This is a genomic window from Pseudoalteromonas sp. '520P1 No. 423', assembly GCF_001269985.1.
GTDB lineage: Bacteria > Pseudomonadota > Gammaproteobacteria > Enterobacterales > Alteromonadaceae > Pseudoalteromonas.
In genome coordinates this window covers 2931409-2948471 of sequence record NZ_BBZB01000001.1, presented here as the reverse complement: position 1 = coordinate 2948471, position 17063 = coordinate 2931409, and the positions used below count along the sequence as shown (strand labels likewise).

At 34.0% G+C, this 17063-nt stretch carries 18 protein-coding genes; 3 read left to right on the top strand and 15 right to left on the bottom strand.

The annotated features are described in order from the left end of the window. Positions 1-82 precede the first annotated feature (82 nt). From PSA_RS13460 to PSA_RS13445, 4 genes are all read right to left on the bottom strand, one after another. Positions 83-589 carry a PTS glucose transporter subunit IIA gene (locus PSA_RS13460; RefSeq protein ID WP_042150906.1) on the bottom strand — a complete coding sequence of 169 codons (507 nt, stop codon included), beginning with the start codon at positions 587-589 and terminating at the stop codon, positions 83-85. Beyond that, positions 589-978: an ACT domain-containing protein gene (locus PSA_RS13455; protein WP_042150904.1), complete on the bottom strand. Its 390-nt coding sequence runs from the start codon at positions 976-978 to the stop codon at positions 589-591. The genes PSA_RS13460 and PSA_RS13455 overlap by 1 nt, the downstream gene beginning before the upstream one ends. 450 nt (positions 979-1428) lie before the next feature. After that, positions 1429-3567 carry a phosphate acetyltransferase gene (gene pta / locus PSA_RS13450; RefSeq protein ID WP_042150894.1) on the bottom strand — a complete coding sequence of 713 codons (2139 nt, stop codon included), beginning with the start codon at positions 3565-3567 and terminating at the stop codon, positions 1429-1431. Continuing rightward, positions 3567-4766 (bottom strand): acetate kinase, encoded by a 1200-nt coding sequence (locus PSA_RS13445; RefSeq protein ID WP_042150892.1) that lies wholly within the window; start codon positions 4764-4766, stop codon positions 3567-3569. The genes pta and PSA_RS13445 overlap by 1 nt, the downstream gene beginning before the upstream one ends. 169 nt (positions 4767-4935) lie before the next feature. Between PSA_RS13445 and yfbV the strand changes: the two genes are divergently transcribed. Continuing rightward, positions 4936-5382, top strand: a complete 447-nt coding sequence (yfbV, locus tag PSA_RS13440) for a terminus macrodomain insulation protein YfbV (protein ID WP_042150890.1) — start codon at positions 4936-4938, stop codon at positions 5380-5382. 93 nt (positions 5383-5475) lie between these two features. Here the strand turns inward: yfbV and sbcB are convergent, their stop codons facing one another. The 8 genes from sbcB to cyoA form a co-directional block, all read right to left on the bottom strand. Next, a complete protein-coding gene (gene sbcB / locus PSA_RS13435; RefSeq protein WP_042150888.1) occupies positions 5476-6927 on the bottom strand; it encodes an exodeoxyribonuclease I in 1452 nt (483 codons plus the stop codon). 675 nt (positions 6928-7602) lie between these two features. Beyond that, positions 7603-8103 (bottom strand): hypothetical protein, encoded by a 501-nt coding sequence (locus PSA_RS13425; RefSeq protein ID WP_052380203.1) that lies wholly within the window; start codon positions 8101-8103, stop codon positions 7603-7605. Further along, positions 8100-8699 (bottom strand): SCO family protein, encoded by a 600-nt coding sequence (locus tag PSA_RS13420; RefSeq protein WP_042150885.1) that lies wholly within the window; start codon positions 8697-8699, stop codon positions 8100-8102. Before PSA_RS13420 ends, PSA_RS13425 begins: the two co-directional genes overlap by 4 nt. 3 nt (positions 8700-8702) lie before the next feature. After that, on the bottom strand, positions 8703-9584 hold the full coding sequence (gene cyoE / locus PSA_RS13415; RefSeq protein WP_042150883.1) for a heme o synthase: 882 nt from the start codon (positions 9582-9584) through the stop codon (positions 8703-8705). Between the two features lies 1 nt (position 9585). After that, positions 9586-9933, bottom strand: coding sequence for a cytochrome o ubiquinol oxidase subunit IV (cyoD, locus tag PSA_RS13410; RefSeq protein WP_042150881.1), 348 nt, complete (start codon positions 9931-9933; stop codon positions 9586-9588). Continuing rightward, positions 9933-10547, bottom strand: a complete 615-nt coding sequence (gene cyoC / locus PSA_RS13405) for a cytochrome o ubiquinol oxidase subunit III (protein WP_042150879.1) — start codon at positions 10545-10547, stop codon at positions 9933-9935. The genes cyoD and cyoC overlap by 1 nt, the downstream gene beginning before the upstream one ends. 17 nt (positions 10548-10564) lie before the next feature. Next, entirely contained in the window at positions 10565-12607 is a 2043-nt protein-coding gene (gene cyoB / locus PSA_RS13400) for a cytochrome o ubiquinol oxidase subunit I (protein WP_042150877.1), read from the bottom strand. Beyond that, a complete protein-coding gene (gene cyoA / locus PSA_RS13395; RefSeq protein WP_042150875.1) occupies positions 12597-13445 on the bottom strand; it encodes a ubiquinol oxidase subunit II in 849 nt (282 codons plus the stop codon). The genes cyoB and cyoA overlap by 11 nt, the downstream gene beginning before the upstream one ends. A gap of 374 nt (positions 13446-13819) precedes the next feature. Between cyoA and PSA_RS13390 the strand changes: the two genes are divergently transcribed. Next, the gene (locus tag PSA_RS13390; RefSeq protein WP_042150873.1) at positions 13820-14335 is read left to right on the top strand and encodes a hypothetical protein; all 516 of its coding nucleotides are present in this window, start codon (positions 13820-13822) and stop codon (positions 14333-14335) included. A gap of 384 nt (positions 14336-14719) precedes the next feature. On the opposite strand, the gene PSA_RS13385 is transcribed toward PSA_RS13390, so the two are convergent. The 3 genes from PSA_RS13385 to PSA_RS13375 form a co-directional block, all read right to left on the bottom strand. Next, positions 14720-14902: a hypothetical protein gene (locus tag PSA_RS13385; RefSeq protein WP_042150871.1), complete on the bottom strand. Its 183-nt coding sequence runs from the start codon at positions 14900-14902 to the stop codon at positions 14720-14722. Between the two features lie 376 nt (positions 14903-15278). Next, positions 15279-15614 carry a hypothetical protein gene (locus PSA_RS13380; protein WP_042150870.1) on the bottom strand — a complete coding sequence of 112 codons (336 nt, stop codon included), beginning with the start codon at positions 15612-15614 and terminating at the stop codon, positions 15279-15281. Positions 15615-15805: 191 nt separating this feature from the next. Further along, positions 15806-16081: a hypothetical protein gene (locus PSA_RS13375; RefSeq protein ID WP_042150868.1), complete on the bottom strand. Its 276-nt coding sequence runs from the start codon at positions 16079-16081 to the stop codon at positions 15806-15808. A gap of 262 nt (positions 16082-16343) precedes the next feature. Between PSA_RS13375 and PSA_RS13370 the strand changes: the two genes are divergently transcribed. Next, positions 16344-16742 carry a cytochrome c peroxidase gene (locus PSA_RS13370; RefSeq protein WP_042150866.1) on the top strand — a complete coding sequence of 133 codons (399 nt, stop codon included), beginning with the start codon at positions 16344-16346 and terminating at the stop codon, positions 16740-16742. Positions 16743-17063 lie beyond the last annotated feature (321 nt).

Here is a 17063-nt window from a genome sequence, read left to right as displayed (position 1 = left end):
TCAATATGAAAGAAGTCGGTTTTCTACAACAAGATAATAGAATACAACTTATAAAATATGATTAGTGTTCTAGGCTCAGTTATTAACGTTTTTTAGCTGTAACTTTAAATAGTACATCTTCTCCTGCGGTGATTTGATTGTGAGAATAATATATCGCACCTAACTTTTGGTAGTTTAAAATAGTCACCGAAGAAATGATAGGAGTGGGTACTTTTCTTAAATCAAAATGAACGATAGCTTCTGAAGCTTTAACGTTTTGGTTTTCATGTTTTATGATTGCTAAACCTGGTAATGGAAAATAGCTAGGATCAATATTTAGCGCTACTAAAAGCCTTAAGCCATTTCTAGCTTTAAAATATACTTCAGTTCCACCCATTTTTACTTTTTCTATTATGCCATCAAATGGTGCTATAATTTTATGACTACTGATCTCAAGTGCTAAACCACAGCCAAGTGCACCTGAAGAAAAGATAACTTCAGGGTGTTCTTCTAGAGGTTTAATTCTGCCTGATAAGGGTGACATTACAGGGAAGCCGAGATTGACGACTTGTTGTTGTGTTGCAAAAATGATTTGTTTATGAATCGACATTATTGACCGCTGATAACGTTATATCCGTTTTTTTTAAGACTATTAATTGCATTATCCATAAATTCTTGTTTAATTAAAATATAATCAGTATCAAAAGTTGAGATAGCAAAAATAGAGATTTTTTCTTGTGCTAATATACCTGAGATATTTGATAAAATTCCCGTCATTGAGAACCCTAAAGGTCCTAAAACTTCTAAAGCTGCCCAGCCGGACTCAGATTCATTACTATTGAGCTTTAAATAATCAGGACACACAATGGAAAGTTCATCGTAAGTTTTTGCGATAAAATATACCGGTGCATTATAGACTTGTTCAGGTATTTGCTCTGAAGGATCAAAACTATGGATTGTAAATGCTTCTTTCATTAACTCTAAGGATTGTTTTGACATGAATTTCCTTATTTAAAATTACGATACTAAAAATTTTAGTCTAGAAAGCTATTTATTAAAATTACGCGCATTAACCAGTTTAGGCAAGTTTAACTTACTTTAATTTTAATGAAAATTTTTATATAAACTGTTTTTCTACTTTGTTTAGTTTAATTTTAGTACATATAGCCCAAAACAGATGCTTTATAAAAAGTACTTTATTTAGGTCACATTGAATTGTTAGCGCTTTTGTTTTCCACAGAATCTGTGGATAACCTTGTTGTTAACTTGGTGGTTTCTATTTAAGCTTATGTTATTTATAGCTAAAATGATATGGCACAAAAATTGATTGATTTTGTTATCAGTAAAAAGAGAAATAAACAGAGTAAACAAACAGTTTATTTCTCTTAACTTAAGTTTTAATGTTATTTCATAAAAAAACACCATTTAACTCATACTTTATATGTACTTTTATTGCGTAGCCTGTATTGCCGTTAATGCGATGGTGTAAATAATATCATCAACTAAAGCGCCACGACTTAAATCATTTACTGGCTTCTTCATACCCTGAAGCATAGGACCTATGCTTATAAGGTCAGCACTTCGCTGCACAGCTTTGTAGGTTGTATTACCAGTATTTAAGTCTGGGAATATAAATACAGTAGCTTGACCAGCTACAGGGCTATCAGGTGCTTTTTTACGAGCAACATTCTCCATAATAGCCGCATCATATTGTAAAGGACCATCTATGACTAAATCAGGGCGTTTAGATTGTGCAATTTCGGTCGCTAATCTGACTTTTTCAACATCAGCACCAACACCAGAACTACCAGTACTATAACTTATCATAGCGACTTTAGGTTCAATTCCAAAGGCGGCTGCGGAATCAGCTGATTGTATTGCAATATCAGCAAGTTGTTCGGCTGTAGGGTCTGGGTTGATTGCACAATCACCATAAACCAATACTTGATCTGGTAATAACATGAAAAATACAGAGGATACTAAAGAAGCATTTTCAGCTGTTTTAATTAATTGCAGTGGTGGGCGTATGGTATTTGCTGTGGTATTAACTGCACCTGATACTAAACCATCAACTTCATTATTTGCTAACATCATAGTGGCAAGCACCACATTGTCTTTAAGTTGCTCAGCGGCTACGACATCTGTTAGTCCTTTGCTTTTACGTAGTTCCACCATATTTTCTATGTAGTTTTCACGTATATCACTCGGGGTCAGTACAGTCACATTTTCGTTTAACTGAACTCCTTGCTGCTCTGCAATTCTGTATATTTCTTCTTTATCGCCTAATAAAATTGTTTTCGCGATATTTCTTTCGCCACATATTGCCGCAGCTTTAACTGTTCGAGGTTCTTCACCTTCAGGTAAAACAATCGTTTTTTGAGATTTACTTGCTTTACTTGCAAGTAAATGACGAAATGCTGGAGGCGACATTTTACGAGTGGTCGCAACACCATGGGTAAGGCTTTTTAACCAATCGGCATCTAAAAAAGCTGCATTGTGATCTTTTACTTTTTCAATACGTTGCTCATCATCTGCTGGTACTTCCATATTAAAGTTATGCAATAATAGGGATGTGCGCCAAGTATCAGTTTGAGTTGAAATGATGGGTAAGCCAGTTTGCATTGCCTGCTCACATAATTTCATGATACTCGGTTCAGGTTTAAAACCGCCTGTTAATAATATGGCACCAAGCTTAGTGCCATTCATTGCTGATAAACACGCAGCAACCAGAATATCGGTTCTATCTCCAGGAGTAACTAATAAAATACCCGGTGTAAAATGACTTAACATATTTGAAACTGTTCTTGCACAAAATGCCACGCGACGTAAACGTCTATGTTCTAAATCACCTTCATTGATAATTTCAGCATCTAAGTACTTAACTAAGTCCATTACACGCGGTGCTACTAAGTCAAAGTTCCAAGGAACACTGCCAAGTAATTTAAAAGGGTGCTTTCTAAATAATGGTAAAGCAGCCAGTCTATGCTGCTCGCTTTCTAACTTTTCAACATCAAATTGTTCAGCTAAATCGGCACGCGCTCTACCTTCTTCGTCAACGGGTGCATTGATTTTATTAAAAATACAGCCTAGTACACGTTTATGTTCTACACCGCCATAATTGCCTGAAGCGATTTCTAACTTTTCTTCAAGTTGTGCATTAGTATCATTACCTGGCGTAATAACAAAAATGATTTGGGCACCTAAAGCTTGTGCGATTTCTCTATTGACACGCCCAGCATAAGGCTGTTTACGAGTTGGTACCATACCTTCAATGATAGCCACATCGCCTTTGGTAATATGTTGCTCAAAACGCGATACGATTTCCTCTAATAAAACATCACCCTTACCTGTGCTGATCATTTGTTCAGCATAAGCCAAGTCAATTGAAGGTGGAGGCTGGATCAAAGAGCCAATCTTAACTATTTCAGTTGATTTTTCAGGACCTTTATCATTGCTTCTAGGTTGTGCAATAGGTTTGAAAAAGTTAACTTTAACTGCTTTTTGCTCAAGGGCACGTACTAAACCAACAGAAATAGATGTTAGACCAACACCTGTAGATACAGGAATTAACATAATACGATGAGACATTATTTTGCCTCCTTAACTAGCTGAGCAGAATCTTGTGCGATTACCCATTCTTCATTTGTAGGAATAACAAGTGCAATAGGACCTGAATTGTTATTGGTGATGATACCCGACTTGCCAAAACGCGCTTTTAAATTTTTATCGTTATCAACTGATAAACCAAATATCGTTAGCAAGTTAAGTACTTTTTCACGAATTAAATTCGAGTTTTCACCTATGCCACCAGTGAAAATAATGGCATCAAGTTCACCTAATGGCACAGTATAAGAAGCAATATATTTAGCTAAACGATAACAAAACACATTTAAAGCCAGCATTGCTTGTGGGTTTTGTTTTTCGTATTGCTCTTCTATGGTACGGCAATCATTTGATAGTTGGCTTAAACCTAATAAACCACTTTCTTTGTTTAGTAAGTTATCTATTTTTTTTGCACTGTAGCCTAAGTTACTTAAAAAGCTAAACAAACCTGGATCTACATCACCACTTCGGGTACCCATCACTAAGCCTTCAAGTGGTGTAATACCCATACTTGTATCAACACTTTTACCACCTTTAATAGCGGTAACAGAACAGCCATTGCCTAAATGCGCACTGATTAAATTAATATCTTCGATTGGTTTTTGTAAAACTTCAGCAGCTTGTCCAGATACAAAATAATGACTAGTGCCATGAAAGCCATATCGGCGAACACTATGTTCTTTATATAAAGCGTATGGCAATGCATATAAATAAGCTTTTGAAGGCATAGTTTGGTGAAATGCGGTATCAAATACTGCAATTTGAGGTAAAGAGCCAAAAGCTTTGGTTGCGGCTTCAATGCCAACTAAATTAGCTGGGTTATGCAAAGGTGCTAGGGCAGATACTTTAGTAATTGCCGAAATTACTTCTTCATTGATAATAACAGAGCCGGTAAATTGTTCGCCGCCATGAACAACACGATGACCAACGGCAATAAGTTGATCTGATAATTTATTCTCATTTATAAGTTGCACTAATACGGAAATAGCTTGAGCGTGTTGTGCATTTTGAACCAAAGAAACGGTATGTTTATTGCCATTCAATTTATATTTTAAGCTTGCATTTTCAAAGCCTAAGCATTCAGCTAAGCCTGATAGTGTTTCCTTACCAGCTTGCGCATCTATTATTGCAAATTTAAGACTAGAACTACCGCAATTTAAAACAAGTACATACTGCTGGGGCATGATTTTTCCTGATATGAGAGTGGTTTTATATAAAAACCATAAGTTACAAAATAAATTAACACTAAGGCGATAAAGACAATTCCCCTAGCTGTGGTATAGTCTATACTATATATGGATTTTATAATTGATTTAGACCAATTTTTAGTAAGTTATTTTATGAGGAGTCACTATGCAAAAAACTTTGATGGTGCAAATTAGAGAAGGCCAAAAATATTGTAAGTTATGGCCCGATCGCATTGAGTTAGCTCCTATATTTATAGAACGACGTGTGATTAAGGCAACACAATTAGCAATGCTGGTTATGCCTGCTTTGGCATTAATTAGCATGTTGGTTCAAATTCAATATTTTGGTGCCGATTATTTACCGCAAGCTTTAGCATGCAGTTTGTTTTTTTTATCTTTACCTGTTCAAGGTTTATTATGGCTAGGTAAACGTTCAGATACTGATTTACCACCGAGTTTAGCAAGCTGGTACCGTGAAATAGAAGTTAAAATGCAAGAAAATGGTCATCAGCCTAAAATAAGCAGTGCAAGACCCAAATACTTTGAACTTGCGATTTTATTAAAAGAGATGTTTGATAAAATGGATCGCGCTTTTACTCGCGATATGTTTTAAGCCTGTTAAATAAAATAATCATTTAATTAAATAATCCCCATAGCAAAAGCATGGGGATTTTTTGTGGTTGATAACCAAAAAGCTAAAATCGTTTTATAGATTTTGTGCGTAATGGTAAAGCGATTTTAAAATTGTCAGTTTCTTATCATTCCCATCATGCTCATGTACTAAGTTTTCAAGGGTGAGCATAAAGTCTTGCACATCAATAGAGGGTTGATCTTCACCATTCATGATCTTATCTTTACAATAAGTACGCCACGTATCTAGTTCATGTGCTTCAAGTGTTTCAGGCCAGTTACGAGCGCGATATCTAAAAAATAAAGTTTCAAACTTTTTATCTTCAAAATCGAGTTGTAAATTACCTAAATGTTCAGGTTTGGTTTCATGGATTTCATCAAATAACTGTTTGTCATTACGTGAAGTGAAACCGTTATATAATTGATAATCAGGATTGGAAGTTTCGCCAAAATCCCTTTGCTCTGAAAATACATCAATTACTTTTTGTCTTAGAGCAGAGTCGGCTTTTAAATTAGCCAGGTTTTTTAAACATTGTTCTCTATCTATACCTAAACGGGTTGCGTTTTCAGGTAATAACGTTTTTGCTGGTGCCACAACTGGGCATTTATTGATATGAACTAACTTTAAACCTATTGGTAATTCATCAGAAGATAAATCTGCTTTTGGCGTATACAAACGGGTTTGTATTTCTTGAGCGCTTAATTCAAGTAATGGCGCTGGATCATAAGTTAAGTTATAACAAATAACCGCATTTTTATTGACTGGATGAAATGCCATTGGCGCCATCCAACTTGTACAGCCTTGCGTCGAAGGGATCATAGAAGATGTATGCACAATAGGCGTCATATTATGAATATCTATCAGCTCAGCGACTTGCTTTTTAGTTCTTAAATTAAATATAAACTCATATAATTTAGGTTGTTTTTGTTTGATAAGCTTAGCCAACTCTATTGTCGCTAATACATCTGATAAGGCATCATGGGCTGCGACATGTTCAATACCATTGGCTTTAGTCAGCTCTTCTAATCTAAAACTAGGGCTGCCATCTTCTTTCGTTGGCCAATTAATACCTTCAGGGCGAAGTGCATAACAGGCTCTTACTAAATCAATGATATCCCAACGACTATTACCGTTTTGCCATTCTCGAGCATAAGGGTCAAAAAAGTTACGATATAACGTATAACGTGAGACTTCATCATCAAACCGAATACTGTTATAGCCTGCAACACACGTTTGGTTAACACTGAATTCATCATGAATTTTTTTAATAAACTCAGCTTCTATCAAACCATGTTTTTGTGCATGTTGCGGTGTAATCCCTGTTATTAAACATGCTTCTGGATGAGGTAAAAAATCAGGTGCAGGTTTACAATAAATAATAAGCGGTTCACCAATAATGTTTAAATCAAAATCAGTGCGAATGCCTGCAAATTGGCTAGGACGATCCTTTTGTGGGTTAGCTCCAAAAGTTTCATAATCGTGCCAGTAGATGGTATTTTGATTTGTGCTGTTTTCGAATGTTTCCATATCGGGATAAACTCTTTATTTTCAGTGCTTTAATTGCTTTCTGATGAATTTTGCAGTTCGTTTTAAATATAATATAAAGTGTAACAATAATAGTATCAAAAACGGGACTATCTCTGTTGACCCGCGGGTAAGCAAGTTATTGTTTCTATGGGGTGTTGATTATATACCAAAGCTTGGAGAATGGCTAAAAGGGATAAAATCAATAGCTACTAGAGTTATTATTGTTCAAGGGTCTTTGAAACTTTACTTACTCTACAAAATTAAGAATAACTACAATTGGAAATAATTACCATTTAGGTCTTGACTTGCGTTCCAATCTAAATGATAATCATTATCAATAAAGGGCTGTACTCCACGATAGAACTTTATTAAGCAGTTAATCCCCTAAAAAGGAAAATCTGTGAAACATTAATACTTGCTACTTTGCTCATATCGGTTGATATGGATGCTCCAAAAAGCCCTTTACACCCTTAGAGGGCTTTTTTATCGATTTGTCTCATCCTGAAATGTGTTTACATAATTCATCTTTAGCTATCTTATTAATTCGAACTTTAAGATTGGCTGATTGTACTGTTATATATTAGAAGCTAATAATAAAATAATAAGAAGTATCCTTGACGAATGCTAAGAATACTTCGATTGATAGGGCGTCTAATAATAAAATGAATAGAAGATTTAAATATATATACTCTTTTTAATACTTACTAAACAATAAGCACTATCTGTAGCATTAGTTAAATAAGCCAACTTTTTATGATCTTTTTTGTTAACAAAAACCTGAGTATTGTTATTTAATTTACCTTTAAATGGCCACTTTTTAAAAACTTCCTCCCTTACTAGTATACAAGGTGATGCAAAAACAAAGCTTTCATTATAGCTGACATCGCATCCTGTGGAGTCTTTACCTGATGGACTAGCACTAAATACAATATGGCTTTGTCTGTCGCGATAATTTATAACCCCAGTTATTGTAACTAATCTGTGATTGGCTTGATTAGTTGCAAATACCGGGAGAAGTCTGTGCTCTTTAGTACCAATGACTTCTTCTGCAATTGTTGTAAGCTGATTAGCACATTGATTAAATTGGTATTTATTAACAATCAAATCCATTGAAGTACCAGCAAAGCATAAAAAAGATGTCAATAATAAAGGAGCAATTAATAATAATCGAATCATAATAACTCCTTAATCTGAGCTGCTAACTCATTAGGTGTTGTACTATGGCTCATTGCTGTGACTAATTCTCCTTGCTTATTGATGATATAAAAGCGAGAAGCATGATCTACAGAATAATCCATTATAGAGCCTTCTAATTCATCTGTATTATAATAAACACCAAATTTCTCACTAACGTTCGCTATTTGCTCTTTACTTCCTGTAACCCCAAGAATTTTTTTATGAAAATATCGCGTAAACTTTTCGATATCAATAGTATTGTCTCTATCTGGGTCAACACTTATGAAAATTGCCTGAGTATGTTTAATTTGACTCTCTGTTAACTTACTAAGTGCATTACTTATCACCGACATAGAAGTAGGGCATACATCAGCACATGACAAGTAACCAAAATATAAAACCACAACATGATTTGAATAATCACTTAAAGAGATATTACCTTGGTGACTTTCTAGTGTGAAATCACCACCTAGATCAGAGAAAGCTCTTTTTGACTGACCTAGATCTTTTGTCGTTGTAGATACATAAAAGATAATCAACACTGTGAGAATAAGCATACCAATAGTAGGAATAATCCATTTAAGAGCTGAGTGCATAAGTTACCTCATAACCATCAAATTGAGTGTATTTACATTAAAATCGAATGAGATTAAAACACTTAAAATAGTAATTGTTAAAATGGAGAATACAAATAAACGTTTTGCCCACATTTGGTTACTTAAACGATTAAAGTCAGCGATTGCTATGTACAGCCAATAAGCTCCCAATATACTCATAACAACAGCATAAATAATCCCAACGTAAGCTTGTTGAGATAGTAATAAAGAGACTAATGTGAATGCGGTAATATAAGCAATGATATGCATTCTGGCGGTCTTTATATCTTTACAAACAGGTAAAACAGGAATTTTTGCAGCTTGGTAATCTGTCATTCTATATATTGCAATTGCATATGAATGAGGTATCTGCCATAAGCAAAATGCGATTAAAATAATTGCAGCACCAATATCGAAATTACCTGTAATTGCACAATAGCCAATAACTGGAGGACAGGCACCAGATAAACTACCTACTAAAGTGCCATATATTGATTTACGTTTAAAATACAAACTGTAAAAGCCTACATATACGATAAAGCCTAATGCGCCAAAAAATAAAGAGGTAATATTAGTAAATACAAATAAAACTGTAAAACCAGCTAATCCAAGTATAAATGCATACACTAACGCACTATTTAGTGATATTAACTTTTTAACTAATACGCGATTACACGTTCTTTGCATTAATCCATCGATATCTCTATCAATGTAATTATTGAAAACACAACCAGATGCAATAATTAAGATTACACCACTACACATAGCTAAAAATAAAAACCAATCAATATTTCCCTGTGCAGCCAAAAAAAAACCAGCTGCAGCTGCGATTAAGTTACCAATAATAATGCCAGGTTTTGTTAACTGTAAAAAACTTTTTATCATATTAGTGACCCATCAGCATATTGTGGTTTAGGTGTTCCATAATCCAAATAGAACCTACTACCAAAATAGCGACTATTAAAACGATAAAAACAGCAGATGTTGTATTCCATAGCTGTTCTGATGATGAGTTCATATGTAAAAAGAAAATTAACTGAACAAATATCTGTGCTACAGCACAAAGCAGTATGATCATTAATGTAACTGGTCCAGTGAATAACTCGAACATTAATGACGCAAATGGCAGAGCTGTTAAAGCAATGGATAATAATAATCCAATTACGTACTCTCTTACGCTGCCATGAGCAGCGCCTCCATGACTGTGTTGTGTTTCTAAAACATGCGTGCTCATTACATGACTCCCATTAAGTAAACTACTGAAAATACACATACCCAGATAACATCTAAGAAATGCCAAAATAGACTTAAACAAGCAAGCCTAACTAGATTATCTTCATTTATCCCATCTCGTTTAAAGTGGGCGAATAACACTAGCATCCATATTAATCCTGCAAATACATGTAAGCCATGAGTTGCAATTAAGGCATAAAAAGCAGACCAATAAGCACTTGTTTGAGGTGTCGCTCCTTCGTTACTAAAATGATAGAACTCGTAAACTTCCATCACTAAAAAAGCAGAACCAAGTAAAAATGTGATAGAAAGCCATATAATCATGCCTTTCATTTGTTTTTTGTTGGCGTATAACATTGCCATACCAAAAGTGAAGCTACTTAATAAAAGTAATGCTGTTTCTCCTAAAACGAAGTTCAAATCAAATAGTTCTTTAGGTGTTATTTGACCAGCAAAACTTGTACTTAATACTGCATAAGTTGCAAAGAGTGTCGCAAATAATATGCAATCACTCATGATATAAATCCAAAAACCAAATACTGTATCGCCACCTGAATCGTGGTGATCATTGTCGTGATGCGTTTCTATCAACGCATCATGATGTGTAGCAGTCATTTTTTACTCCTGTGCAATTAAGATGACGTTTTAGAAATAGGGTGATGTTTAGCAATATCAGCTAAATGCACCGATTCTATTTGTTTTATTTCTGGTACTTGAACGTAATAATCTTTACTGCGCTCAAAAGAGTAAATAATCCAAGATGCAATCGCGCCAACAAAACCAAATATCGCCATCCACCAAATATGCCAAATAAAAGCAAACCCCATAACAAGAGAGAAACCACTTATTACAATGCCTGCCCAGGTGTTTTTAGGCATATGAATAGGGACATATTTCTCAGGTTTCTCATAAGCAATTTCATGCTCTTTTTTATAATAATGCTCATCTCGATCGTGGATCTTTGGCATAGTGGCAAAATTATAAAATGGAGGAGGAGATGATGTAGACCATTCAAGCGTGCGACCATTCCAAGGATCACCGGTTAAATCTTTATTTTTATGGCGATCACGTATGCTGATAAATATTTGATAAAGCTGTACTAAGATACCGCCAAGGATCACTATTGCACCAAAAGCAGCAATCCATAACATAGGTGCCCAATCAGGGTTATCGTAATAATTTAATCGACGTGTCATGCCATTAAAGCCAAGAATATATAAAGGCATAAATGCGATAAAGAAACCGATAGTCCAAAGCGCACAAGCAATTTTTCCGAGTTTTTCGTCTAAAGTGAAGCCCGTTGCTTTTGAGAACCAATAAGTAATGCCTGCAAAATATCCAAATACGGCACCACCTATGATTACATTGTGAAAATGAGCTATTAAAAATAAGCTGTTATGTAATACAAAATCTGCTGCTGGGATAGCGAGCATTACGCCAGTCATACCACCTATGGTAAAGGTGAATAAGAAACTACATGTCCACCACATGGATGCTGTAAATTCAACTCGACCTTTATACATAGTAAACAGCCAGTTAAATATTTTAACCCCTGTGGGTATTGAAATAATCATAGTTGCGATACCAAAGAAGGCATTTACACTGGCACCGGCACCCATAGTAAAGAAGTGGTGTAACCAAACAACCATAGCCAGTACCATAATAGCGGCTGTAGCCCATACTAAAGAGGTATAACCAAACAGGCGTTTACGTGAAAAAGTAGACGTTATTTCAGAGAAAATACCAAATGCAGGTAAGATTAAAATGTATACTTCTGGATGACCCCATGCCCAAATTAAATTGACATACATCATCTGATTACCACCTAAATCATTAGTAAAAAAATGAGTACCAAGATAACGATCTAGGGTTAACAAAGTTAAAGTAACGGTTAAAATTGGAAAAGAGGCAATGATTAATACATTTGCACACAATGAAGTCCATGTGAAAACCGGCATTTGCATTAATTTCATACCAGGAGCACGCATTCTTAAAATGGTCACAAAGAAGTTAACCCCAGTTAATAAGGTTCCTATACCTGATATTTGTAATGCCCAGAGCCAATAATCTACTCCTACCCAGGGACTGTATTCAATACCAGATAAAGGCGGGTAGGCAAGCCAGCCAGTTGCTGCAAATTCACCTAAAAATAGAGAAATATTTATTAAAATAGCACCAACTACAAATAACCAAAAACTGAGTGAATTTAGAAATGGGAAAGCAACATCTCTTGCACCAATTTGTAAGGGGACTATGATATTCATTAATCCTACTACGAGTGGCATAGCAACAAAGAAAATCATTATAACGCCATGAGCAGTGAAAATTTGATCATAGTGTTCAGGAGGTAAATAGCCTGCACCAACACTGTCTGCTGTTGCAAAAGCTTGTTGGGCACGCATCATAAGTGCATCAGAAAAGCCTCGTATTAGCATCACTATGGCAGCAATGATATACATAATCCCTATTTTTTTATGATCAACAGAGGTAAACCATTCATCCCATAAATATTGCCACTTTCCCATTTTAGTAATGACTATCAATAAGGCTAAACCACCTAATATCACAGCTATCATCACGGGCAGAATGACAGGGTCGTGTAATGGAATAGAATCCCAAGTGAGCTTACCTGTGAATGGATCCGGATCGGTAATAATTGTCGCTTTATTTGCCACTTTGTACTCCCGTATATTTTTCTATTGTCTTTTTAAAATGCAATGGATCAACATCATGGAAATGTTGCACAGCGTGGTCTTTAGTTTTCTTTGAAAGCATTTTATACATTTTTTCATCTAGTTTAAGTGGGGAGCGTTTAACTTTACTTATCCATTGCTCAAAACCGGCTTGGTCTAAAGCATGAGTTTTAAATTTCATACCCGAAAAACCAAAACCACTATAATTTGCCGACATACCGCGAAAAACACCTTGCTCACTCGCCATTAAATTCAAGCGGTTTTCCATTCCTGCCATAGCGTATATTTGGCTACCTAAGCGAGGAATAAAAAAAGAGTTCATTACAGTGTCAGATGTAATTAAAAATTCGATAGGTTTATTAACAGGTATGGCAATTTCGTTTACAGTCGCAATTTGTTGTTCTGGATATATAAATAACCACTTCCAATCCATTGCAACTACCTGAATTGTGACCGTATCTTCATTTTTTCCTAATGGTTTTCTGGGATCGAGTGAGTGTGAGGTTTGGTAAGTCACTGTAGCCAATACAATAATAATTAAACAAGGTATTAACCAAACAATGAGCTCGATTTTTGTTGAATGCTCCCAATGCGGCTTATACTCAGCATTTTTATTAGTCGACCTATATTTATAAGGAAAATAAAAAGTCATAAAAATTACAGGAATGATTACAATCAGCATTAAGCCGACGGAGATAAAAATAAGTAATTTTGCTTGCTCTCCAACAGGACCTTTTGGATCGAATAAAGCAAGTTCACAACCACTTAAAGAAATCATCAGAGTACAAAGTAGAGCTGTTTTAATGATTTTGTTTAACATTTAAAAACCTTTTAGGTAACGACCTGCAATGGCGTTTTATTTATCTAAATAACCAAACCAGATCAAAACCGATTAAACACAACGACAATTTATAAATTAATTACAAAGTTGAAAAATTCACATTAGATTTTAAGTTCAGAAAAGCATAGGTTAAAATTTGAACGTTAATGCGAATGATTATCATAATTAATAGCGCGCGAATATTAAATGTAATTACTTCTGATGACAAGAGAAAACTAAAGGAATTTCAAAAAAGGGATAGATAGAGCTATTAGTTTATGGTTTTTATAACCATATAATTACTATGGATTTGTAAATTTTTAAATAATCAAACTACACTAAGAGAATAAATAGAATTATTTGGCAGGTGTTGCATGAAGAGATTGTTTTATATTACCAATGATTTAGATGACGCGGAGCAAATTTCAAATGAAGTACATAATAATGGCATTGATGACCATCATTTTTATGTATTAAGTCGTGATAGCGAAGGAATAAAGACTCACCATTTACACGGAAGTCCCCAGTTAGAAAAAACTAATATAATTTCAGCTTCTAAGAGAGCAAATCTTTTATCTGCGTTATTATTAATTTTAATCGTTTTAGGATTAAATATATTTACAGATATATTCAATAGCTTATCGCATATGCCAATTTTACTGATAGTTTTAGTTGTCAGTTTCTCATTACTGTTATTAAAAATGACTGGAGGTTCATTTGATAGCTATTTTACTGATCTATTTGAGCAACATTTAGATGCCGGTGAAGTAGTTATTGTAATTGACGTAAGTAAAAAACAAATTAGTGAAGTAGAAAATATAATGAATTCTCATCCTAAAGCTAAATTTATTGCCGATAGTTCAAACTTAGCATCACCTATTCCAGAGTAATGTTAAATTGATTCACTGTCTTTGGAATTGATAGATCAATTGTGATAATGCAATAGGAAGTAAATGATCGAAAGCTGTTCATCATAGATGAATGGCATTCGATTTTAAATGATATCCTTGAATGATTGATGTGTATAGTCACTATAGTACGTTGAAATTGTCATAAATTATTTATCTGTAATATCAAACAACACCATATCACCTTTATATTATTTTTCTCCACAAATTCTCCTAACTTAGTCTTTAAACTGAAGCAGTACCTTAAAAGTTAAGAAGAGCGGTTTTTTCTTTACGCATATTTGAATTTAGGTACTTATAGGTAGGCTGCTATTATCAATAGAACAACATAAACAAACTTTAACTTAATTCATATTCACAGTGGCGCTATTGCCAGTCCCTACTTACATTTATTGAGTTGCGGTATCCGGTAAATGTATTGACATTACTTTCACCTGTTTGGTGAACTTCAGCATGTGATTGAAATGAATTGACATCTTGGTTCACATTAACATGATTATTTAAATTATCCTGATTAATCCAAGTATTATTCATCGTGCCTGATTGCATAATATAAGCGTGGTTTTCTCCAAGTTGATTGACCAGGGCACTGTTATCAACACCTGGTTGGTCAATTGTAACATCTTGAGCTGATACACTTGTTGTATATCCTAAAGTAGCAGTTAATAAAGCTGCTAGAATAGTTTTACGATTTAAAAAATAAAAACTTTAATTTTAATTACCTGAACTCATTTTATTGAATGTTAATTTCTTATTATTGCTGCCATATGGCTTCCCATTTGAGTAATACGATTAATCTGAGTGTTGCCCTGAATGTTTATAATGACTTGGTTGTAATTTCCAAATTGTTCAACAGTTGTAAGGGAGTCATTACTTTGTTGATGTATGTTTATATTATTTCCTTCACCAATCTGTTTTGTCTGGATTATATTTTTTTGCCAAAGATATTAATGTCAGCAATGTTGTTCGTTCCGGTTTGATAAATATCTATGGTGTTTTTAAAAGAGTAATGATTTAAGTGGGTTTGGTTGACAGAGGCACCTTGTTGAATATCTATCTCTGTGTTTGATGTAGAGAGTTCAGAGTGAGAAGTTTGGTTAAAATATTCAGCAAATTCGCTTTGGCTAATTAACAAGTCTAGCTCGTTATTTAATAAATCTTTGCAATAGGAAAAAGCAGTTAAAAATAGCAAAAATATAAATGTGATTGAACGCACATTTTGTTTGTTAAAAATGCCACTTGAATGCATTTGCATAAACATTATTAATCCTTTAATGAGTATTAAATGAGTTCCATTTATTGAATTTTGAGTCTAGTACTTGATTTGGCTAAATCAAAAAAACAATGATAATTTATTAGTTTTTTATATTGAATAATAGTCGGAGCTAAAGGGTAAGGAACATAGTGGAAAAGAGAGCTGAATATTAACTCTCTTATTTTTAAAAGAATTTACTAAGCAGTCTCTTCAGAAGAAGCGCTTTTTATTTTGCTTTTTAAAGATTTAGCAATAGAGCAGCCAAATAACTTAGCGCCGGCAGTTGTTAATTGAAAACAGCTTTTGTTATTACAAAAAATGAGATCTTGGTTCTGTAAAATACTTAAAACATCATTTCTGTCATCGCCTTCACCTGGTAGGTCTGATGCACCTAAAAATGTTGGAAAACTTTCAGCAAGTTTATTAAGTACAGGTAGTGCAAGTTCTTCAAAATTATTAAGATTAATGCTCATTCGAAATTGTTCCTTTTCGTGTTTTAACTGACATTACAGTAACAAGCCATAGGTAAAAATACAAACCTTCAATGCTTTATAGTGACATTTTTAAATATACGCCCAATGAAATAATTACAATTAATTTTATATTGGTGTCAACCAAATGCAGTTTAATACGTTCATCACAAAGATGTAGTGATACTTTTTGAGGTTAAGTATGAAAAATAGCAGTACAAATAAAATGAAATTTCAAATGTGTAATATCGTATTAATTTGAGCATTGAGTGTTTTTAATGCCGTTGCAAAGGAAAAGCCTAAACCTGGTGAAGGAGATGATAATAGACCAGTAAGACCAAATAGACCGCTATTAAATGAACTAGACAATACCCAGCAAAGATTAAAAGAATTATTGATCTCCCTTGAAATAACTTCAATAAATGAAACAGAGTTAAACTTACCAAAAATTGCGGATCAAATATCACAACTGGGTAAAAAATTATTTTTTGCAAAAAACTTAGGCGGTGAACAAAGTGTTGCCTGTGTTAGTTGTCATCATCCTATGCTAGGTGGTGGCGATGATGTTTCATTATCTGTTGGCGTATCTGCTGTTAATGAAATAGACCAAGCCAGCCATGACTTACTTGGACATGGCAGGTTTAATGGGCTGAACGATGTGTAAAAGATAGAAACTGTTTATCGCCTTGAATACTAGATGAAAATGAACAACTAGCTTTTCCAGATAACAACCCATTAAAGGCTCATGATAGGAATGTGAGTAGTTTATAGTTTTTAATTTGATATAAATAAAAGTACTAAAATTATTATTTAATTATTTAATTATTTAATTATTTAATTATTTAATTATTTAATTATTTAGTACTTTATCTTCATTTATTGAACTTAAATCAATTTCTTTGAACAAAAAAATTATTTACTTATAAATATCTGTACTTAAAATTCAAATTATGTATTGTTTTTAACCAGGTGATTTATATATACT